This is a genomic window from Methylobacterium sp. 37f, assembly GCF_023093475.1.
Lineage (GTDB): Bacteria > Pseudomonadota > Alphaproteobacteria > Rhizobiales > Beijerinckiaceae > Methylobacterium.
This window is the reverse complement of sequence record NZ_JAGHKN010000040.1, coordinates 24560-46089: the sequence shown is the minus strand read 5'-3', so window position 1 is coordinate 46089 and position 21530 is coordinate 24560. Positions and strand designations below refer to the sequence as shown.

The following is a 21530-nucleotide window of genomic DNA, read 5'->3' as shown; positions in this document are numbered from 1 at the left end:
AGAGACAGCGTCCACCCACCACCCCTCACCGCTCTCTGCGCCCCCATCCGGCGGCGTTTCTCCTGGAGGTTTCCACGACATGACACGACCCTTCTTCAAAGCCGCCGCGGTGGCGCTGGCACTCCTGCTCCCGCTCGCGCCGGCCGTCGCGGCGCCCTTCAAGCTGAAGGCCGAACCCAAGATCGCCATGGTGATCTTCGGGCAGAAGAACGACGGTGGCTGGTCGCAGGCCGCCGACGAGGCCCGCGTGAAGATGGAAGCGGCGCTGGACATGAAGATCCCGGCCGTGGACGGGGTGAAGGAGAACGCCACGGCGATCCGTCCGGTGGTCGAGCTCTTCATCAAGCGCGGCTACAACATCATCATCGGCACCGCCTTCGGCTATTCCGACACCTTCAAGGAATTGTCCGAGAAGTATCCCGACGTCGCCTTCCTCAACCTGTCGGGCACCACCAACGGGCCGAACCTCGAATCGGTCTACGGGCGCACCTACGAGAGCCAGTATCTGTGCGGCATGGCCGCCGGCGCCGTGTCCAAGACCGGCAAGCTCGGCTTCGTCGCGGCCAATCCCTTCGGCGTCGTGAACTGGACGATCAGCGCCTACGAACTCGGCGCCCGCAAGATGAACCCGAACGCCACGCTCAACGTGGTCTATACCGGCATCTGGAACGACCCGGTGAAGGAGCGCGCCGCGGCCGAGGCCCTGGTCGACCAGGGTGTCGACGTGCTCGGCCAGCACGTGGACACGCCCGCCACCCAGATCGTCGCGCAGGAGCGCGGCATCTACGGCACCGGCCACCACCGCGACATGCGGGAATTCGCCCCCAAGGCGACCATCTGCTCCTCGGTCTGGACCTGGGACAAGGCCCTGCTCCCCGAGATCAAGAAGATCATGGCCGGCACGTGGGTGCCGGCGCCCAACGGCGCCTTACTCAGCATGGCCAAGGGTGGCACCGATATCGCTTGCTGCGGGGCGGCCGTGCCCCCGGCGGCGGTCAAGGAGATCCTGGCCGAGCGCAAGGCGATCATCGAGGGCAAGCAGATCTATGCCGGCCCCCTCGAGGATCGCGACGGCAAGCTGCGGGTCCCGGCCGGACAGGTCCTGAGCGACGCGGACCTCTGGAAGATGGACTGGTACGTGAAGGGCGTGATCACCCAGAAATGACCGTTCGGCGGCCGGGCTTCGCACCCGGCCGCCATCCCGTGTCCGACGAAGCGATCAACCCCATGGACGGTGCAGCGATGGGCATGGCCCTCGAACTTCTCGGCGTCTCGAAGACCTTCGACGGCTTTCAGGCGCTCGCCGAGGCCGACTTCGCGGTGGAAACCGGCGAGGTTCACGCCCTGCTGGGCGAGAACGGCGCCGGCAAATCCACCCTCATGAACGTGGCGGCGGGCCTCTATCGGCCCGACCAGGGCCGCATCCGCGTGCGGGGCCGCGAAGTCGAGCTGAGCGGGCCGGTCGCGGCCCGGCACCTCGGCATCGGCATGGTCCACCAGCATTACAAGCTCGTCAAAGCCTTCAACGCCGTCGAGAACATCCTGCTGGCGCAGGGGGCGCCCCGCTACGGCACCGGCCTCGCCGAGGTCGAGGCGGCCATCCGCGCGCAGAGCGAGGCGGTGGGCTTCGCCGTCGATCTGCGGCGGCCGGTCGGAAGCCTGTCGGTGGCCGAGCAGCAGCGCGTGGAGATCCTCAAGGTGCTGGTGGCCGGCGCCGGTATCCTCATTCTCGACGAGCCCACCGCCGTGCTCACCGACCGCGAGGCGGAGGCGCTGCTCACCACCATGCAGGCCCTGGCCCGCCAGGGTGCGGCCGTCATCCTCGTCACCCACAAGCTCGGCGAGGTGCAGCGCCATGCCGACCGCGTCACCGTGATGCGCGGCGGCCGCATCGTCGCCAGCGCCGATCCGGCGAGCCTCACGGCGGCCGAACTCACCACCCTGGTGGTCGGCGCCACCGCGAACCCCGTCCCTTGCCCGGCCACCCGGATCGAAGGCCCGGTGCTCGCGGTCGAAGGCCTCGCGGGCACCCGGTCGGACGGGCTGCAGACCCTGCACGGCCTGAACCTGACGATCCGCGCGGGGGAGATCTACGGCATCGCCGGCGTCGGCGGGAACGGGCAGACCGAACTCGCCGAGATCCTCATGGGGGTGCGCCGCGCCGGGGCCGGGCGCATCGCGCTCGCGGGCGACGACGTCACCGCCACCGGTCCCAAGCTACGCCGGGCGCGGGGGCTGGCCGCGATCCCGGCGGACCGTCAGGTCTACGGGCTGGCCGGCGACCTCTCGGTCGCCGAGAACTACGCGGTGGGCGGGCTGACCTCCGGGCGCTTCGGCGGCTGGCTCCGGGTCGATCGCGCCGCGATCCGCGCCGGCACGGAAGCCGCCATCGCGGCCTTCGACATCCGGGGCGCGCGCAGCCCGCGCCAGAAGGCCAGCCTGCTTTCGGGCGGCAATGCGCAGAAGCTCGTCATCGCCCGCGAATTCGCCGGCCGGCCCCGCTTCGTCCTCGCCCACTCTCCGGCCCGCGGGCTCGACGTGCGGGCGACGGCCGATATCCACCGCCGCCTGCGCGAGGCCCGCGACGCGGGCGCGGGCGTGCTCCTGATCAGTGAGGATCTCGACGAGGTGATGCTGATGTCGGACCGGATCGGCGTCATGAGCCGGGGCCGGATCGTGGGCGAGTTCGACGCGCCCGCCGACCGGCAGGCCATCGGCGTCGCCATGGTGCACCATGCCTGAAACCCTTCCCATTCCCCTCCTGTCCCCCGCCCCCGAGCTGCCGGTGCCGGTGCCCGAATTGCCCGCGGCCAAGCTGGCCGGGCGCGGCCGCGTCACGGTCGAGATCCGGCAGCACGTCTCCGGCTGGTATCAGGGCGTCGTGCTCGCCTGCGGCCTCGTCGTCGGGATCGGGCTCGCGACCGCCATCCTGGTCGTCTCCGGCGTCGGCCTCTCGGATCTCTTCCAGGAATTCGTCGTCTCGATGGTGACCAGCCGGTCCAGCCTGGCGGCGGTGCTGGTCCAGGCGGGTCCCCTCGCCATCGTCGGGCTCGCGGCGGCCGTCGCCTTCCGCGTGCGGTTCTGGAACATCGGCATCGAGGGTCAGATGATCCTGGGCGCGATGGCGGCGACCGCCATCGCGATCCACGATGTCGGTCCGGCGCCCGCGCGGCTCGGCCTGATGATGCTGGCGGCGGCGCTGGCCGGGGCAGCCTGGGTCCTGGTCCCGGCCGTCCTCAAGATCCGCATCGGGCTGAACGAGGTCATCTCGACGCTGCTGTTGAACTACGTCGCGTTCAACGGGCTGCTGCAGCTGCTGTACGGGCCCTGGCAGGACCCGGTGAGCAGCTTCCCGAATTCCAAGCAATACGACCTCGCCGAGCGTCTCGGCAGTCTCGGCTGGGGTGACCTGACCTGGGCGCTGCCGCTGGCAGGTCTCCTCACCCTGCTGTGCTGGTGGCTGCTGAACGTCAGCCGCTTCGGGTTCCTCTCCCGCGTGGCCGAAGCCAATCCGCGCCTGGGCGAGGGTCAGGGCCTGCCGATGACGCGGGTGATGCTGGCCGCCGCCCTGCTGTCGGGGGCGCTGGCGGGCCTGGCCGGCTTCAGCATCTGCGCGGGCGTCGAGTACCGGCTGACCCAGTCGTTCTTCAACGGCTACGGCTTCTCCGGCATCCTCATCGCGTTCCTGGCCCGCAACAATCCGCTCGCCACCTTCGTCACCGCGGTGCTGGTCGGCGTGCTCTACGTGGTCGGACAGAGCCTGCAGGTGTTCTACGGCATCCCCAGCGCGATGGTGCAACTCATCCAGGCGGTGATCGTCATCGGCGTCGCCGCCTCCGATTTTTTCTTGCGGCACCGGGTGCGATGGGTGCCGGGAAGGCGTCCCGATGTTTGACTTCCTCGTCAACTGGCTGGCCAACGTGCCGATCTTCGCGCTGCCCTACGCGCTCGCCGCGCTCGGCCTCATCATCACCGAGAAGGCCGGCGTGCTCTCCCTGGGGGCCGAAGGCTTCCTGCTCATCGGCGCCATGAGCGGCATCGGCGTTCTGCTCGGGGTCGGCGACTATCCGCTCCTCGCGCTGATCGTGGCGGCGCTCGCGGCGGCTCTGCTCTCGCTGGTCTATGCGCTGCTCGTGGTGACGCTGCGGGTCAACCAGGTCATCGGTGGCCTCGCCCTGGTCTTCCTGGCGCAGGGCATGACCGGCGTGATCGCCACGCGGGCGGGCTGGACCAGCCGGCCCGTGGCGGGCCTGCACAACGTTCCCCTGGGGTCGCTCGCCGAGATTCCGGTGCTGGGGCCGATCCTGTTCCAGCACGATCCCCTGGTCTTCGCCACGGTGCCCCTCGTCGCCCTCGTCGCCTATGTCCTCAACCGCACGATGTTCGGGCTGCGGCTGCGGGCCGTCGGCGACGGCCCCGACGCGGCCGATGCCGCCGGCATCGGCGTCGCCCTGACCCGGTACGGGGCCATCGCCCTCGGCTCGGCACTGGTCGGGCTCGCGGGCGGCTATCTCGCGGTCGGTGTCGCCAAGATCTGGGTCGAGGGCATGACGGGCGGGCGCGGCTGGATCGCCGTCGCCCTCGTGATCTTCGCCCGCTGGCAGCCCTGGCGGGCGCTCGGGGGCGCACTCCTGTTCGGGGGCATCGAGGCGCTGATCCCCCGCATCGCCGCCGCCGGCCTCGCCCTGCCGCAATACCTCCTCCTGATGACGCCCTACCTGGCCACCCTCGCGGTCATGATCTGGATCTGCCTGCGCCAGGACGGCCGGAGCCTGGAGCCGAGGGCCCTCGGCGTCGCCCACATGCGCGAGGAGCGTCGCTGAGCCGGCCCGAAACCCCCGTCACCGATCCCGCGGCCAGCTCAGCCAGTCGAAGGCCAGGGCGAGGTCGGCGGGATCGACCGAGAATCCGCCCCCGCCCTCCGGGTCGGGGGCGCCGATCAGGTAGCCGGTCTGATGGCCCATCACGGCGTCGAGGCCCGATTGCAGGAAGCCGAGGTCGGCCTGATTGTCGCGGGCGGCCAGGACGAGGCTGCCCGGCTCCGCGAAGATCGAGCCGTGCAGGCCCGAGCCGTACTCGCCGACCAGGATTTCGGCCGACTGGAACAGGGCGACCTGCTCGCGCAGGCCGAGGCGCTCCGGTGTCACGCGGGTGAAGCCGCGGGCCACGGCCAGGTCTTCGAACAGCTGCCGCTGCACCAGCTGCCGGGGGCTGTGGGTGAGAGCGTTGGCCGAGCGCGCCACGAACAGCTTCGTCCGGGTGCGCGAGCCGCGCCCCCGCCCGAGGGCGGCCCGGCGCAGGCCGGCGGCGGCCTCGGCGAACAGAGGCGACACCCGCGTGCCGAACCGCAGCGTCGAGGGCACCAGGAGTTCGTCGCAGGCCACGCGGTCGCGGGTCCGGTCGTAGAACCGGCACTGGCTCTCGCCGATGCCGAGGAGCGCCAGCCAGGCCCGGGCGAAGCCGGGCGTGTCGTCGGGCAGCAGGAAGCTCAGGCGCTCGACCCGGTAGCCGGCTGCCCGCAGCAGGTGGAGCTTCGGCAGGAAATCGACGAGCCAGTGGCCGTAGCCGAGATGACCGGGGCCGGCGAGCAGCACCGACCGGCCGGGGGCTTGGACGCGCCTGGCCTCGGCCTGCCGGGCGCGCGTGCCCCGGTGGTGGCGGTTGAGGTAGTCGAGGTCGGTCTGCAGGTCGAGGCTGAGGTTGAACCGGCCATCGGTGAGGATCATGCCCTCGCCGACGATCTCGGCGTCGGGCAGCGCGTAGACCGCCGTCCCGAGCACCACGTGCTGGGCGTGATAGAGCCGCAGCAGGTCCGGTGTGACGGCGCCTGCCAGGAAGGCCGGCGGCATCAGGCGAGAGCGCTCCGCCCGGGTCACGTCGATCACCGTGCCGCGCCCGCCCTCGACGTTGCGGCGGAGATCGATCACGTCGTCGGCCGACAGGAGGTCCGGTTCACTCACCGCCATGGGCCGCTCCGTCCGCTCCGCCTGCCAAACCCGCTCCCTCGCCGGCCTGCGGCCTTGCGCCCGGGGCGCCGCGCCGGGGGCACGATGCCCAAGGACCCGCCGCCGTGGCAAGCCGGACTGGGCAAGCCGGACTGGGCAAGCCGATCCGGGCCTGCGAACCGGTTACGGCCCCGGTCCATCGTCCGGGCTCCCGGGCAGCGCTTTTTCCGCTAGGATGGCGCATCGCGCGCGAAAACCCGCGCCATCAGGACCGAATGGGGCACCCGAGTGATGCGGACCGACACCCTCGCGGAGAATGCGGACCACCCGACAAGCCTGTCGGCGGACCTGACAAGCCTGCCGGCGGACCCGGCCAGCCTGACGGCGCATGGCGTCTTCGACGTGGCGGCCTATGCGGCGCGCCTGCCCGAGACCTCGGACACCATGGTGGCGGATCATCGCTTCACCGACGATCCGGCCGCGAGCGCCCGGGTGTTCCGGGTCTACCACCCGACGCCGCCCCACAGTCATGCCTCCTGCGACGAGTACCTCTACGTCCTGTCCGGCCGCTGCCGGATGGCGTTCGGCGACGAGGCCCCGGTCACGGTCGGCCCCGGCACGCTGGTGTTCTTCAAGCGCGGGGTGGTGCATTCGGTGCCCGAGATCTTGGAGCACCCGATGGTGTTCCTCTCCGTCGACACCCCCCGACGCGAGCCCCGCGACATCCGCTTCGTCACCGACGGAACCGGGACCCCCGACACCTTCATGCGGCAATCCTGACCGGCACAACTTCTGACTGACAGCAGTGCCGAGAGGCAAAAATCCTGACGGGCCGATCGCCTAATCGACCTTCTCGTTGGGATAGACGCCCCAGAGCCGGTCCTGGCGGATGTAGCCGTCGACGTCGCCCCGCTTCGACGGCAGGGCCACGACGATGCGGCACCAGGTCCCGGTGCAGGATTTGACGTTGCCGATCACGCCGGCCTGGAGGCGGGCTTCCTCGCCGGAGGCGGCATCGGCCTTGGCGTAGAGCGGCACGGCGGCCTTGTCCGGGTTCTTGTCCGCGCCCTTTCCGGCGGTGACCACGGAGGTGCGCCGCCCGGACAGCAGCGAGTGCAGCACCCAGCCCTCGGTGCCCTCGGAGTCGCGGATGCGACGCCAGGTCTCGAACTCCGCCACGATCTCGATCGGCAGCCCCGCCCGCTGGAACACCCAGAGGGTGCGGTGGTCCTTCGAGGGTCCCTCGCGCAGGTTGACCCGGTCGGTCTTCAGGCTGGCGTAGCGCGGCAGCGGCAGCTTGGTTACCGGCCCGAGCGCGACGTCGGGGCCGGCGCCCGCCGCCGAGGCCGCCGCGACGGGGCCGGTGGACAGGAGGGTGGCGAGCAACAGGGCCGGCAAGGCGGTGGAAAGGGTCGGGAGCAGGGCAGGCGCGCGCATCGTCCGGTGATCCTTCACGCTGTCCGGGGCGGGCGTCGCCCCAGGGTGGCGGCGGGCCCCGGCGTGCATTGTGTTCCGCCGCCTCTCTGGTAGAGAGGCCCACAGGGTCGCAAGACCCCCGGGGTCGCCACAGCCTTGTGGGCTGCCGGCCCGTCGTCTCGAATGTCTTGACCGGTGCGTGGTTAACGCACGGTAAGCTTGCGGCGTCGTCCGCCGCGTCGGATCTCGGGCCGGGTCTCGGCCGGATCGGACGTGGACGCCGAGCGACACCGTGCGCGGGGAGGGTGCATGTCGTCGTTGAAGCGCAAGCCGCTCGTGGTCGTCACGCGGCGTCTGCCCGAGGCCGTGGAGACGCGCATGCGCGAGCTCTTCGAGATCCGGCTCAACACCGACGATGCCGCCCTGGCGCCCGACGCCCTTGTGGCGGCCCTGCGCGAAGCCGACGTGCTCGTGCCCACCGTCACCGACGAGATCGATTCGGGCCTCCTCGCCCAGGCCGGCCCGAACCTGCGGCTGATCGCCAATTTCGGCAACGGTGTCGATCACATCGACGTGGCCGCCGCCCTGGAGCGCGGCATCACCGTCACCAACACCCCCGGCGTCCTCACCGAGGACACCGCCGACATGACCATGGCGCTCATCCTCGCGGTCGCCCGCCGCGTCACCGAGGGCGCCCGGATCATTCCGGACGACGCCTGGACCACCGGCTGGTCGCCGACCTGGATGCTGGGTCGCCGAATCACCGGCAAGCGCCTCGGCATCGTCGGAATGGGTCGGATCGGCCAGGCCCTGGCCCGCCGGGCCAAGGCGTTCGGCCTGCAGATCCACTATCACAACCGCCGCCGGGTTCCGGCCCAGATCGAGCGCGACCTCGACGCGACCTACTGGGAATCCCTCGACCAGATGCTGGCCCGCGTCGACATCGTGTCGGTCAACTGCCCGCACACCCCCGCGACCTACCACTTGCTCTCGGCCCGCCGTCTCAAGTTGCTGAAGCCCGAGGCCGTGGTGGTGAACACCGCCCGCGGCGAGGTCATCGACGAGAACGCCCTCGCGCGCCTGCTCGAGGCCGGCGACATCTCCGGCGCCGGGCTCGACGTGTTCGAGCAGGAGCCTGCGGTCAGCCCCCGCCTCGTCAAGCTCGCCCGCGCCGGCAAGGTCGTGCTCCTGCCGCATATGGGTTCGGCGACGCACGAGAGCCGCGTCGATATGGGCGAGAAGGTCATCATCAACATCAAGACCTTCATGGACGGGCACCGGCCCCCCGACCGTATCCTTCCCAGCATGCTCTGAACGCAGGCCTCCCGGCGATCGGCACAGGTCCCTGGGGATGACGGCGTTCGTCACAACGTAGGATCGGAACGGGCCCATGCCCGGCACGTTGACCGGCACTGGCCATGGCGGGGTCGGTACCAGGAACGGGTGGATCAAAGTATCATGGCCGCGGACACACCGTCGACCGAGGCGGCATCGGTGAGCGTAATGGGGTGCGGCGAGTTCCGCCGTTTCGCGGATTTCGTGCCCTTGATGATGTGGCGTGCCGATCATCTCGGCGCCGCCGTTCATCACAACGAATCCTGGCTGGCCTTCACGGGCCGGTCGCCGGACGAGGAACTCGGCCACGGCTGGCGCCGCGGTCTCCATCCCGACGATCTTGAGCGTCACGCCGCCCTCGTGGCGAAGGCGTTCGAGGCGCAGGAGCCTTTCACGGCCGAATTCCGTCTCCGGCGTCACGACGGGGCGTACCGATGGCTTCTCGATACGGCCAAGCCCCTGCGGGAGAACGGCGATTTCGTCGGGTTCCTGGGCACCTGCTTCGATATCACCGATCGCAAGCACGCAGAGGAGGATTCCGAGCGCGCCCTGGTGGAGAAGGAGGCCTTGCTGGCCGAGGTCTACCACCGCGTCCGCAACAACCTCCAAGTGATGGTCAGCCTGATCGGTCTCTACGGGCGTGCCGCGCCGGCCCCGTGCCGGGGCAGTTTCGAGGCGCTCGGGCAACGGGTGCGCGCCATCGCGCTGGTGCAGCAGCACCTGCATGAAGCGCCGCACATCGCCTCTATCGACCTGCGCGACTACCTGCACCGCCTCGCCTCCGGCCTCGGGCAATTGCGCCGGGCCGGGCGGATCGGTGTCACCGTCGGCGGGCGCGGGACCAGTCTCGTCGAGCCGCGCACCGCCAATGCTCTCGGCATGATCGTGGCCGAAGTGGTGTCCGAGTGCCTCGACACCACGGCCGAATCCGTCGCCTGCGCCATCGCGATCCAGATCGATGCGGCGGCCGGCGGTCCGGTGCGGCTGAACATCGTGTCCGGTGCGGGCGAGGGCGCCGCGCCGGGGAAGCTCGAGGTGCCGAACCTCGGTCCGCGCCTGATCGCCGCCTATGCGTCGCAGGCCGAGATCGCCGTGCGGGGCGTCGGCACCGCCGCCGAGCCCCTGGAACTGCAATTGCCCGAGGTGCTGGCCCAGCCGTCCTGAGGATCGCATTGGCGCGCGCAGGGACTATATGCGGAAGACACACGACGCAGAAGACATCCGACCCAGGCGAGCCCACCCGGACCATGCTTCCACCCATCGAGACCATCGTCGACAATTTCGGAATCCTGGATGAGGGGCCGGACCGTTACGAGTATCTGATCGAACTGGGGCGTGCCCTGCCGCCGTTTCCCGAGGACATGCTGACCGAGGACAATCGGGTCCACGGCTGCGAAAGTCAGGTCTGGGTCGAGTCCCACATCGATCGCTCGCAGGAGCCGCCCCGCCTCCATCTGAGGGGAACCAGCGACTCGGTCATCACCAAGGGACTGATCGCCCTGGTGATGGCGCTTCATGACGGCAAGACGCCGGAAGACATCGCAAAGGTCGATGTCTTCCAGGTCTTCAAGGAGATCGGCCTCGGTGCCCATCTCACCTCGAAGCGCTCCAACGGCGTTCGCGCCATGGCGGAGCGCATCCACCGGGATGCGGTCCGTCTCACGGCAGCCTGAGGCAAGGCGCACCGCCTCAGTTCAAGCCTGCGACCGGCTCACGCCACTGGCGCAGGCGGCTGCGGTTCGGCCCCACGGCCTCGCGCTCCAGGCCATAATGCTCGGCCAGCCGTGCCAGGGTGATACGAGCGACAACCTTAGCCGAGCGTGCCGGCCATCGCCGCTCCGCCTCGATCCGCTCCAGTCCCTTCAGGAAGCCGCAGAGGTCGATCAGCAATCCGGACAGGTCGTTACCGACGGCACCGAGGGCTGCACGCACGCGCTGGCGCGCAGCCAGCATCGCGTCGGACCCGGCGGCCGGATCGCGCGGACCCGAACCATCGACCTTCACGCCACTCCAGTCCTGTCCCATCCGGGGCATGAGCGCCGCCCCCGCGAGATCGCGGCGCAGGCGCTCGCCCGCCTCGAAGCAGGCCGCGTCGATGAGAGGCTTACCGTCGCGGTCGCGTCGGCGTGCCATCCAGGCGAGAGGACTTTCCGTGGCGTCCCGGACGGGTCGGTCTGGCCCGGGACCCCGTCCCACGAGTTCGAGATGCTGGGCGAGATAGGGCGGATGGGCGCCCGCGCTCTCGCGCCGCAAGCGGGCGCGTCCGGCTGGGCTGATCGTCAGCCGGGCACGCCGGCCCGTGCCGCGTTCCGCGAGATCCCGAGCCAGCAGTTCGGCTCCGGCGCCCTGGCGGAACCGGCCACCTCCCACCGAAATCCCGCTGCCTCCCTCTCGAACGATCCAGCCCTCGGCGTCGGTGGAATCGGGAAGCGCATAGGCGCCTTCCGGCGCCAAAGCCGCGAGCAGACGCTTGGCCTCCGGCCCGATCGTCGTCCCCTCGGGACAAGCGGACGGATCACGTCCGGTGCCGCGGTCGGTCGACGGGGTCGTGCGATATTTGTTCATGATTTGTTCCATTACTCAGAACGGTGGCGGGCAAGCGCCATGTCGTCGATAGTAAGGGAAAAAAAGCCTAGATCAAGTCTTGACGCGTTTTCCAGGAAAGCGATTCCGGTTCGGCGCATCGTCGGCGCCCGGACCAGACAATCCTGGGATCGGTCCCCGAGACGGGGGTCGATACCCCCGCCGCGGTAGCGATCGCAGCGACCGGAGGCCGGTCGCGGCCTGTTCAGGCGGCTTCGTCGTAATTCCCGTTCCGGGTCTGGCCAAGGCCAATCGCCTTCGCGAGGTCGGAGCGCGCCTTGGCGTAATTCGGAGCGACCATCGGATAATCGGACGGCAGGCCCCATTTGGCGCGGTATTGCTCCGGGCTCATGTCGTACTTCGCGCGCAGATGACGCTTCAGCGACTTGAAGGTCCGCCCATCTTCCAGGCAGATGATATGGTCTGCCGTGATGGATTTTTTCACAGAGATTGCCGGCTGAAGCGGTGCAGACGAGGCCTTCGCCTCGATCTGACCGGTGGCAATCTGCTTCAGAGCGCTGTGGGTCTGCGTGATCAACTGCGCCAGCTCACCGGAAGGCACCGGGTTGTTGCTCACATAAGCTGAAACAATGTCGACGGTCAGCTCGACATAATCCGCAGAATGTTCGATGTCGCTCATGATCGGAAGAATTCTCCTAATGCGATGCGTTTGAAAGGGTTACAGGGAGTTCGAACGCTTGCGCGTCCACGCCCATAGGCTCTGCGGATCGGTTCCGCCGCGTCGCCATCTGTCCCGCATGCGCTATAGAATGCGCAGCAACTTCGCCCGCCACGATTTCTGGATATGCTATTCCTGATCAGGTCGCAAGACGGCAATGCGCGTCTTCGGTAATCTTAAGCAACACCTTAGAACAATATTTCAACAATCTCTGATCACCAGAATTTGACATCGAAACCATTGGGGGATGGTCTCGGGCCACTTGGCGGGTCGATTTGGCAATCTTGTCCGTGCCGATCCGGCAGAGGGTGAGCCTGTCTCCGGGCTGCTTGCCTGTCGGCCTCGTCCGGGCCACATGGCAGGACGAAGGGACCGAGACGGCCCTTTCTCACGCACCTGTGACAGGATTTTCGCGATGGCGTCCCAGTCCGCATCGATTTCCACGCCCTCCGTTGCTCCCATCGCGGATGTGAGGCCGCACAGCTACGAGGTTCACGGTCGTGTGTTGAGCGATGATTACGCTTGGCTGAAGGCTGAGAACTGGCGCGACGTCCTGAAAGATCCTGCCGCTTTGCCTGATAGTATTCGGGAGTATCTGGCGGCTGAAAACGCCTACTCGGAAGCGGCTCTAGCCGAGAGCGCGGACCTGCGCCGGACGCTCGTCGCCGAAATGCGGGCGCGCATCCGCGAGGATGACAGCAGCGTGCCCGAGCCGGACGGACCCTATGCCTATTACACCCGGCATCGTGAGGGCGGCCAGCATCCGCTGGTGTGCCGGCGCCCGCGCACCGTCGTCGTCATGCCGGGTCAGGGGGCTGAGACGGCGGCGGATGGTGGACCGGAGGAGGGGGAAGTGATCCTCCTCGATGGGGATCGGGAGGGGGAGGGACTCGCCTTCTTCGAGATCGCCTCGGCGGTCCACTCCGAGGATCACGCGTTGTTGGCCTGGAGCGCCGACACCAAGGGATCGGAACTGCATACCATCCGGGTTCGCACGCTCGAGACCGGAGCGGATTTGCCCGACCGCATCGAGGCGACCACCGGTGAGGTCGTCTGGACGGCCGACAACCAGGCGTTCTTCTACGTCGCCGTCGACGAGAACCATCGCCCCGCCCGGGTCATGCGCCACCGGATCGGCACCGGGCAGGAGGCCGACACCCTCGTCTACGAGGAGCCGGATTCCGGTTTCTTCGTGCATATCGAGGAGACGCAGTCGGGCGATTTTCTGACGGTCACCGCCAGCGATCACGAGACCTCGGAGGTCCATCTGCTGGACCGGCGGGTGCCCGACGGAACCCTGATGGTGGTGCAGCCGCGCCAGCCCCTGTTGATCTATTCCGTCGAGAACTGGGCCAATCACCTCTTCATCCTCACCAACGCGGAGGGTGCCGAGGACTTCAAGATCGTGACCGCCCGCCTGGAAGCGCCGGCGCGCGCGAACTGGACCGATGTCATCGCCCATCGACCGGGCGTGATGATCCGCCATCAGCACGTGATCGCCGACCATCTGGTCCGTCTCGAGATCGAGAATGCACGCCCTCGGATCGTCGTACGCGACACGCAGGGCAGCGAGCACGTGGTGGCCTTCGCCGAGGAAGCCTATTCGCTGGGTCTCCAGCCCGGCCACGAGTTCGAAACGGCGGTGATCCGCTTCACCTACTCGTCGATGACGACGCCGGCCGAGACCTACGATTACGACTGCGTGACCCGGGCGCGGCAGTTGCGGAAGCGGCAGACCGTGCCGAGCGGGCACAAGCCGGAGGATTACGTCACCCGCCGTCTCTTCGCCACGGCGCCGGACGGCGAGACGGTGCCGATCTCGCTGCTGCACCGCCGTGACTGTCCCCTCGACGGCTCGGCGCCGCTGCTGCTCTATGGCTACGGCTCCTACGGCACGCTGATGCCGGCGGCTTTCCGCACCAACCTCCTGTCGCTGGTCGATCGCGGGTTCGTCTACGCCATCGCCCACGTGCGCGGCGGGACCGAGAAGGGCTGGCGCTGGTATCTCGATGGCAAGCGCGAGAAGAAGCCCAACACGTTTTCGGATTTCGTCGCCTGCGCCCGGACGCTGATTGAGGCGAACTACACGGCCGAGGGCCGCATCGTGGCCCATGGCGGCTCGGCCGGCGGCATGCTGATGGGGGCGGTGGCCAACCTTGCGCCGGAACTCTTCGCCGCCATCGTCGCAGACGTGCCCTTCGTCGATGTTCTCAACACCATGCTCGACGGCGAACTGCCGCTGACGCCGCCCGAATGGCCCGAATGGGGCAATCCACGCGAGAGCCTGACGGCGTTCGAGACGATCCTGTCCTACTCGCCCTACGACAACGTCGCGGCGAAGCCGTACCCGGCCATCCTGGCGCTTGGCGGGCTGACCGACCCACGGGTGACCTATTGGGAACCGGCCAAATGGGTCGCGCGCCTGCGAGCGACCATGACCGGCGGCGGCCCGATCCTGCTGCGCATCAACATGGAGGCGGGCCACGGCGGCGCGGCCGGACGCTTCGACCGCCTCGAAGAGGTCGGGTTGATCCAGGCCTTCGCCCTCCGGGCCGTCGGTAAGGCCTGAGCCGGATTTCTCAGGCCTGTCAGGTTCATTCTGAACCAACCAGACTCGCGAGCCCCTCGTTTCCGTTTGTCTGGTCGGGATCACCGGTTTCCGCTGATCCCTGACAAACTCTAGGGCTGAGGCGTCGCCTCGGGCTGCGGTGCCTCCGCCTCCGGGCGCAGGCGCCGCGCGGCCTCGCGGGCGGCTTCCCGGGCAGCTTCGGCCTCGCGAGCCTGCGCGTCCCGTGCCTGACGGGCGGCCTCCTCGGCCGCACTCTTATCGGCGGCTGCCTTCAGGGCCGCCGCGCGAGCCTTGTCCATCTCGATGCGGGCGCGGCGGCGCTGGCGCTCGCTCTGGTCGGCCTCGAAGATCTCGATCTTCTCGAGTTCGCGCTGGAGCACCAGGGCCGCGAGGCCGTTCGTCGCCGGCCCGGCATCGATGCTGCGTTCGGGGGCACGGATCGGCCCGCTGAAACCGAGCTGGATCGCCGGGTTCCCTCCGGTCCAGCCTTTCGGCGCCTGTCCTGCGCTGAGCGTCCCACGTGCGTCGAGACGTGCGGTTCGCAGGTCAAAGCCCCACGTGCCGCTCCACTTGGCGACACCCAGCTCCAGGGTGAGGGGACCGGCCCGCAGGGTTCCGCCGACGAGGCTTGCCGGGCTGGAGACCGGCCCCGGCACCGTCAGCGGGCCTGCGCCGAGTTCTTCCACCACGAGGGCCTGGAGCCGCCCTTCGCGTAGGGGATCGTCTTCCCCGAGCACTCGCGTCACCGCCCGATGGAGTCCCGCCGGATCGGCACCCGGCAGACTGAGGCCCGCCAAAGTGATCTCTCCGCTGCCGCCGAGATTGTTCATCAGGCCGGTGAGGCTGGTACCGGAGGCCCCGAAGCGCAGTTGCGCCGTGACGCGACCCGCCACGGGGCCGCCACCGGCAAGGATGGAGATCGCCGCATCGGTGAGCGTGCCTTCGCCCGAAACGGCCGCACCGCCGCCCTGACGCGTCACGGTCGCGCTGCCGGCGACCCGACCTTTCGCGAGGGTCGCGTCGAGGTCGCGGAGGGTCAGGGTTTCCCCGTCGAGGCTGACACCCAGGGCTGCGCCGGTCGCGACCAGTCCGCGTCCGAGATCGAGGGTATCGACCCGGAGGGCGAGGAAGATGGGGGCTTGCGCGGCCGGAACCGGCGCGAAGCGCGCGCTAGCCGGATCGGAGGCCGCGGCCTTGGACGGTTCGGGCGGCAGGACCGTGGCGGCGGCCAGGAGCGGCAGCGACAGGCGCGCGAGGCTGGCGCTGCCGTGGATTTCGCCCTCCGGCGTGCGCGTGAGGTCGGCCGACACGGGCGTGCCGTCGACTCGGCCGACGAGGCCCACCCGCGCATCCGGACCGGCCCGGGACAGGCGCAAACCGAACTCGCCCGGAAGCGGGCCCGGAATCGGCACGGCACTGCCGGCGAGGGTCAGGAACGGCGCCACGTCCGGCAGGCTGAGGTGCAGTTCGCCGGCGCTGGGCAGGCTCTCGCGGCCGTCCAGCAAGATGGGCTGCACCGTCGCGATCGTGACGTCGGCGACGGACCCGCTGACCCGCAGGGCGAGCCCGGACGGTCTGCCATCGGCTTCGGCGGGGCCGGGCGTACCGACGAGGCGCAGGCGGCCGGGGCGCCGCAGGGCCGGGATGTCGCCGCGTCCGAGCCAGGTCCCCGCATCCGCCGTCGCGAGGGTGAGGTCCAGGCTGTCGATGCGGCCGGAACGGCTCCGGAGGTCGAGGTCGAGGGGGCCGCCGGCGGCCTCGCCCTTGGCGGCGACCCGGAGGGTATCGGCCGTGCCGGCATCCCGTTCGAGGCTGACGGCAAGGTCGAGGGCTCCGGCGCGCAGAAAGGCCGGGATTCGCTGGGCTTCCGCCAGCCAGACCCGGTCGAGGAGCGCGAACAGGGGGGCGGCCACCGCCGCCGAGACCCGCCCGGCGATCCGGCCCGTGCCGTCCGGATCGATGCGTCCCGACAGCTTGGCGTTGGCTCCTGCCAGATCGCTTATGTCGAGGCTGTCGACCACGAGGCTCGGGCCGTCCGACTGGAGGCTGGCCGCGATGGTGCCGCCACCCGAATGCGCGCCGGACGGGCCGTAGCGCACGTCGCGGGCCAGGAGGGTGAGCCCGACATCGTGGCCCCGCAGGTCGGCCAGCGTGCCTCCGAGGACCGGCAGGGTAGCGATGTCGAGGCCCTGCGCGACCAGTTGTGCATCGAACCGCCCCCGATGAGCGCCGTCGGCTGCCGCGTAGCGGGCATTGCCGGTGACGCGCGCCTCGCCGAGGCCGAGCCGCAGGTTGCGCAGCGACACCGTCAAGGCGTCCACCGACAGATCGGTAGCCAACTGCACCGGTCGGCCATCCATCACGGCCACGGCCGGACCCTCGAACCCGAGACGGCGCAGGTAGCGGCCGAAGCCGTCGGAGGCCGGGGCGTCGACGGACAACCGTCCAGTGAAGCGCAGGCCCGCTTCGGTGTCGATCTCGCCGCTGGCCCCGAGCACCGCCGCACCCGGCGCGGTCACGTCGAGCCGACGCAGGACGACCCCGCCGGTCCGGTCGAGGGTGCCGCTGGCGGCGAGCCGCGACCATTCGTCGAGGCCGAGGGCCAAGCTCTCCACCGCGAGGTCCAGATCGACCATCACGGGCAGGCCGAGGCCGTTCCGGCCGCCGATCGCCGGAACGCCGCGCGCGATCAGCGCCTGTCCGGCCGCCGAGGTCAGGAAGGCATCCAGGTCGAGGCGCCGGGTCGAGAGGGCGAGGCCGGCGCGCCATTGCTTCAGGTCGAGCTGCCCCGTGCCGCCGAGGCGCAGGGCCTGTCCGCCGGGATCGATCTCCAGGGCGACATCGGTGAACCGGGCTGTGAGGCCGCGCCCGGTGAACTTGCCCCCGAGAGAGAACGGCAGATAGGCGCCTGCCGCCTGGACCGGTGGCCCGACGACGATACGGGCGCTGCCTTCCGCGACCACGGTCGCCAAGCGCCGACCGGACGCGCCCGTTCCGGCGGGCGCAAGGCTGAGACGGGCATCGGCTTCGAAGCGCGGCCGCGTATCGCCACCGCCGGCGATCTTCACGCTGACGCCGTCGGACCCGATCTCGCCCGTCGAGAGCCGGAAGGGCACGCCGCGGCTGGTTCCCTCTGCGCGCCAGGGGCCGACCAGCGCCGGGGCCGAGATCTGCAGGGCTTCGGCATAGAACTGCTCGGTCCGCCCCGTCGCCGGCACCTGGGTTGTCAGGACGAATTGCCGGATCGTCAGATCCTCGATGGCGAGGTCGCGCCGAAGAGCCTCCGCCAAGCCGCGGGCCGGCAGTACTATGGCCTCACCGTCGGTGACCGGCAGCTTGACCTCGGCCCGGCCGATCCGGGTCTCGGTGAAGTGGATCTCGCCCTTCAGCAGAGGTGCCAGTGCAAGTTCGGCCCTGACGCCCTGGAGATCGAGGAGCGGGTGATCGAGCTTCGGCGCCGATCCGGCGGCGGCGCCGAGCCGGAGGCGATCGAGCTTCAGCCTGGGCGAGGGAAGGAGGCGGACGCCGATCCGGCCCTCCGTCTGCGCCGTCACGCCCAGCGAGCGGCTGATCGTGCGGTCGAGGGTGGCGCGATAGCTTTCCCAGGCCACGAAGGGTGGGACGGCGAGGGCCGCAACGAGGAGCAGGATGACGGCGCCCGCCAGCGCGGTCAGGATGTCACGCACCGTGTTTGTTCCGCCTCGTCACCCGGGGGCTCGCCCCTGCTCCGTTCGCGGACATAGCACAGGCGAGGCCGACGCGCGCCAGAGCCCTGGCGCGGTCAAAGTCGCTCCGCCCGACACGAGGCCTACGTCAGTCCCGCCGATCCCGGCCCGGCCGCAGCTCAGCGCCGGCCCGGAACCACGATCGGTGCCGCGGGTGCGCTCGGCCGGAACAGGTCGCTGCGCTGGATCTGCATCCGCGTCTGGTTGGTGTCGAATTGTTGGCGCTGCTCGATGCCGCGCAGCTGGCTGCGGTCGGAGAGCCGGTCGTTGGTGGCGTTGAGGCTGTCGATGGCGCGCGAGGATTGCGCCAGGGCCGGGCCGGCCGTCAGGAGCGCGAGGCCGGTGACGAAAAACAGGCGGGGGCTGAGCATCGGAACGTCCTTGTTCGGTGGGGTTTCGTCCTGATCTGGTGAGACCACGCGTCGATGGAAAGGCGGCTTCCCGAATCTCGGCATCCTGCCGCACGTTCCGAACGGCACCGGGACCGACCGGTCGGCCGACCCCCGAAGACCGGGAGGGGACTGGCATCACTCTCGACGCCGTTCGCGTTTTGGTCCAGGGATGCGCGATGACGAAGCCTCTCGACGCGGCCGGCGCTTCCGCCTCCGACGCCGCCCCGACCTCCATCGCCGCCCGTGCCATGGCCTCCCTGCGGCCGCAGGCGAGCCCTTATCTCGAAGGGCTGAACACCGAGCAGCGCCGCGCCGTCGAGGCCACGGATGGCCCGGTCCTGGTGCTCGCCGGCGCCGGTACCGGCAAGACCCGGGTGCTGACGACGCGCATCGCCCACCTCATCGCCACGGGCAAGGCGCGGCCCTTCGACATCCTCTCGGTGACCTTCACCAACAAGGCCGCCCGCGAGATGAAGCACCGCATCGGCGGGCTCATCGGCCCGGCCGGCGAGGGCATGCCCTGGCTCGGCACCTTCCATTCCATCGGCACCAAGATCCTGCGCCGACACGCCGAGCTGGTCGGCCTGCGCTCGGACTTCACGATCCTGGGCATGGACGACCAGCTCCGCCTGATGAAGCAGGTCATCGTCGACCAGAACATCGACGAGAAGCGCTGGCCTGCACGCGCCCTGTCCTCGGCCATCGACGGCTGGAAGAATCGCGGCCTCCTGCCCGAGCAGGTGCCCCCGGGCGAGGCCCAGGCCTTCGCCTTCGGCAAGGGCGGCACGCTCTATTCGGCCTACCAGGCCCGGCTTCTGACCCTGAACGCCGCCGATTTCGGCGACCTGCTGCTGCTCTGCCTCAAGCTCTGGCGCGAGAACCCCGACGTCCTGGAAAACTACCAGAGCCGTTTCCGCTACATCCTGGTGGACGAGTACCAGGACACCAACGTCGCTCAGTACCTGTGGCTGCGCCTGCTGGCCCAGGGCCACCGCAACGTCGCCTGCGTGGGCGACGACGACCAGTCGATCTATGGCTGGCGCGGGGCCGAGGTCGACAACATCCTGCGCTTCGAACACGACTTCCCCGGTGCCGTGGTGGTGCGCCTGGAGCGCAACTACCGCTCCACCGGCCACATCCTCAGCGCCGCCTCCGGCCTCATCGCCAAGAACGAGGGGCGCCTGGGCAAGACCCTGCGCACCGAGGATGTCGCCGGCGAGAAGGTGACGGTCTCCGGCGCCTGGGATTCGGAGGAGGAGGCGCGCCAACTCGCGGAAGCGATCGAGAGCCTTCAGGCCAAGCAGCATCCGCTGTCGGAGATCGCCGTGCTGGTGCGCGTCTCGGCGCAGATGCGCGAGATCGAGGACCGCTTCGTCCAGCTCGGGCTGCCCTACCGGGTCATCGGCGGGCCCCGCTTCTACGAGCGGGCCGAGATCCGCGATGCGCTGGCCTATCTGCGCGTCACCGCCAACCCGGCCGACGACCTCGCCTTCGAGCGCATCTTCAACACTCCGAAGCGGGGACTTGGCGACGCCACCCTGCAGGCGCTCCACGCCTATGCCCGCGCCGAGCGGGTGCCGCTGCTTCAGGCGGCCCGTCTCGTGGTCGAGACCGACGAGCTGAAGCCCCGCGCCCGCTCCGGCGTGCGGGCCCTGGTCGAGAGCTTCTCACGGTGGTCGCGCCTGGTGGGTACGCAGCCGCATTCCGAGGTGGCGCAGACCATCCTGGAGGAATCCGGCTACACCGAGATGTGGCAGAAGGATAAGTCCGCCGACGCGGCCGGACGCCTGGAAAACCTCAAGGAGTTCGTGCGCTCCATGGAGGAGTTCCCCGATCTCGCGGCCTTCCTCGAGCACGTCTCCCTGGTGATGGAGGCGAGCGAGCAGGAGGGGGCCGACCGCGTCTCGCTGATGACGCTCCACGCCGCCAAGGGCCTGGAATTCGACACCGTGTTCCTGCCCGGCTGGGAAGACGGCCTGTTCCCGAACCAGCGCGCGCTGGACGAGAGCGGCCGCGCCGGACTGGAAGAGGAGCGCCGCCTCGCCCATGTGGGCCTCACCCGGGCCCGCAAGCGCGCCAAGCTGTCCTTCGCGGTCAACCGGCGCATCCACGGCCTGTGGTCCTCCACCGTCCCGAGCCGCTTCATCGACGAGCTTCCCGAGGACAGCGTCGATGTGCTCGACGCACCCGCACACTTCTCGGCCGGCGCGTCGCGCTTCGATCGCAACCCGACTCCGTTCGGCTCGTCCTATGGCACGCCGGGCTGGCAGCGGGCGCAGGCCAACACGGCGCAGAACGCCAAGGCGAACCCCAACGGCTTCGGCGTCGGCAACCGCGCTACCGCTGCGCGTGGCGGACCACGCCAGATCGAGGGCGAACTGATCGCAACGTCGACCGGAGCGCCGTCGGCCTTCTCGGTCGACATGCGGGTGTTCCACACCAAGTTCGGTCCCGGCACTGTCGCGGGTGTGGACGGCAACAAGCTCACGGTGGATTTCGACAAGGCCGGCCGCAAGATGGTGCTGGACAGCTTCATCCAGGCGGCCTGATCCCCGAGGCCCCGGCGAAGCGCCGGGGGGCGCGACCGATGAGGGCCGAAACTGCGTCTTTGCCGACACAGGGCCGACGCAATCGACGTCGTTGCTGCATTGCACCCGGCGCGCCAGGATCAGCGCAGACTTTTTACATCATTGCCAAGAATAGTGGTTGTCACGCCCCTGTCGCGCCTGTCGCGGCATGGTGCGTGCAACGCAACGGTCCGCGGCCCGCCGGGTCGCGACGGGCATCCACAGGCACGATGGTCCTTGCCGGAACTCGCGGGCAAGATCCGGATTGGCTGTGAAGCGGGCGAAGCAGAAAGGATCGCCGGAACGGGATCGGTTGTAA

General features: G+C 69.6%; 16 protein-coding genes. 10 read left to right on the top strand and 6 right to left on the bottom strand.

Annotated features, from left to right (window positions below; genetic code table 11):
• Window positions 1–79 precede the first annotated feature (79 nt).
• Genes J7U37_RS20715 through J7U37_RS20700 form a run of 4 tightly spaced genes read left to right on the top strand, consistent with a single transcriptional unit; the run spans window position 80 to window position 4823 of the window.
• The gene (locus tag J7U37_RS20715) at window positions 80–1165 is read left to right on the top strand and encodes a BMP family ABC transporter substrate-binding protein (RefSeq protein ID WP_247636935.1); all 1086 of its coding nucleotides are present in this window, start codon (window positions 80–82) and stop codon (window positions 1163–1165) included.
• Entirely contained in the window at window positions 1162–2742 is a 1581-nt protein-coding gene (locus J7U37_RS20710) for an ABC transporter ATP-binding protein (RefSeq protein ID WP_247636934.1), read from the top strand. Before J7U37_RS20715 ends, J7U37_RS20710 begins: the two co-directional genes overlap by 4 nt.
• Window positions 2735–3895: an ABC transporter permease gene (locus J7U37_RS20705; RefSeq protein WP_082503903.1), complete on the top strand. Its 1161-nt coding sequence runs from the start codon at window positions 2735–2737 to the stop codon at window positions 3893–3895. Before J7U37_RS20710 ends, J7U37_RS20705 begins: the two co-directional genes overlap by 8 nt.
• A complete protein-coding gene (locus tag J7U37_RS20700) occupies window positions 3888–4823 on the top strand; it encodes an ABC transporter permease (RefSeq protein ID WP_056178617.1) in 936 nt (311 codons plus the stop codon). Before J7U37_RS20705 ends, J7U37_RS20700 begins: the two co-directional genes overlap by 8 nt.
• 18 nt (window positions 4824–4841) lie before the next feature.
• Here the strand turns inward: J7U37_RS20700 and J7U37_RS20695 are convergent, their stop codons facing one another.
• Window positions 4842–5966, bottom strand: coding sequence for a glycosyltransferase 61 family protein (locus J7U37_RS20695; protein WP_247636933.1), 1125 nt, complete (start codon window positions 5964–5966; stop codon window positions 4842–4844).
• Between the two features lie 270 nt (window positions 5967–6236).
• Between J7U37_RS20695 and J7U37_RS20690 the strand changes: the two genes are divergently transcribed.
• Window positions 6237–6725 (top strand): cupin domain-containing protein, encoded by a 489-nt coding sequence (locus J7U37_RS20690; protein ID WP_082503905.1) that lies wholly within the window; start codon window positions 6237–6239, stop codon window positions 6723–6725.
• 60 nt (window positions 6726–6785) lie between these two features.
• Here J7U37_RS20690 and J7U37_RS20685 read toward each other — a convergent pair whose 3' ends face one another.
• A complete protein-coding gene (locus tag J7U37_RS20685) occupies window positions 6786–7382 on the bottom strand; it encodes an SH3 domain-containing protein (protein WP_056483551.1) in 597 nt (198 codons plus the stop codon).
• 288 nt (window positions 7383–7670) lie between these two features.
• Between J7U37_RS20685 and J7U37_RS20680 the strand changes: the two genes are divergently transcribed.
• The 3 genes from J7U37_RS20680 (at window position 7671) to J7U37_RS20670 (ending at window position 10369) form a co-directional block, all read left to right on the top strand.
• Window positions 7671–8675 carry a D-glycerate dehydrogenase gene (locus tag J7U37_RS20680; RefSeq protein ID WP_056178628.1) on the top strand — a complete coding sequence of 335 codons (1005 nt, stop codon included), beginning with the start codon at window positions 7671–7673 and terminating at the stop codon, window positions 8673–8675.
• Window positions 8676–8819: 144 nt separating this feature from the next.
• A complete protein-coding gene (locus J7U37_RS20675) occupies window positions 8820–9860 on the top strand; it encodes a PAS domain-containing protein (RefSeq protein WP_247636932.1) in 1041 nt (346 codons plus the stop codon).
• Window positions 9861–9943: 83 nt separating this feature from the next.
• Complete coding sequence (locus J7U37_RS20670) at window positions 9944–10369, top strand: SufE family protein (protein ID WP_056178633.1); 426 nt, start codon at window positions 9944–9946, stop codon at window positions 10367–10369.
• A 16-nt stretch (window positions 10370–10385) separates the two neighbouring features.
• Here the strand turns inward: J7U37_RS20670 and J7U37_RS20665 are convergent, their stop codons facing one another.
• Entirely contained in the window at window positions 10386–11261 is an 876-nt protein-coding gene (locus J7U37_RS20665; RefSeq protein WP_247636931.1) for a DUF6456 domain-containing protein, read from the bottom strand.
• A 223-nt stretch (window positions 11262–11484) separates the two neighbouring features.
• Window positions 11485–11919, bottom strand: coding sequence for a MucR family transcriptional regulator (locus tag J7U37_RS20660; protein ID WP_056178636.1), 435 nt, complete (start codon window positions 11917–11919; stop codon window positions 11485–11487).
• 454 nt (window positions 11920–12373) lie between these two features.
• Here J7U37_RS20660 and J7U37_RS20655 point away from each other — a divergent pair, with 454 nt between their 5' ends.
• Window positions 12374–14527, top strand: a complete 2154-nt coding sequence (locus J7U37_RS20655) for a S9 family peptidase (protein WP_247636930.1) — start codon at window positions 12374–12376, stop codon at window positions 14525–14527.
• A gap of 110 nt (window positions 14528–14637) precedes the next feature.
• Here J7U37_RS20655 and J7U37_RS20650 read toward each other — a convergent pair whose 3' ends face one another.
• Window positions 14638–18213 carry an AsmA family protein gene (locus J7U37_RS20650; protein ID WP_247636929.1) on the bottom strand — a complete coding sequence of 1192 codons (3576 nt, stop codon included), beginning with the start codon at window positions 18211–18213 and terminating at the stop codon, window positions 14638–14640.
• Between the two features lie 158 nt (window positions 18214–18371).
• A complete protein-coding gene (locus J7U37_RS20645; RefSeq protein WP_247636928.1) occupies window positions 18372–18623 on the bottom strand; it encodes a hypothetical protein in 252 nt (83 codons plus the stop codon).
• A 197-nt stretch (window positions 18624–18820) separates the two neighbouring features.
• Between J7U37_RS20645 and J7U37_RS20640 the strand changes: the two genes are divergently transcribed.
• Window positions 18821–21193 (top strand): UvrD-helicase domain-containing protein, encoded by a 2373-nt coding sequence (locus tag J7U37_RS20640; RefSeq protein ID WP_247636927.1) that lies wholly within the window; start codon window positions 18821–18823, stop codon window positions 21191–21193.
• Window positions 21194–21530 lie beyond the last annotated feature (337 nt).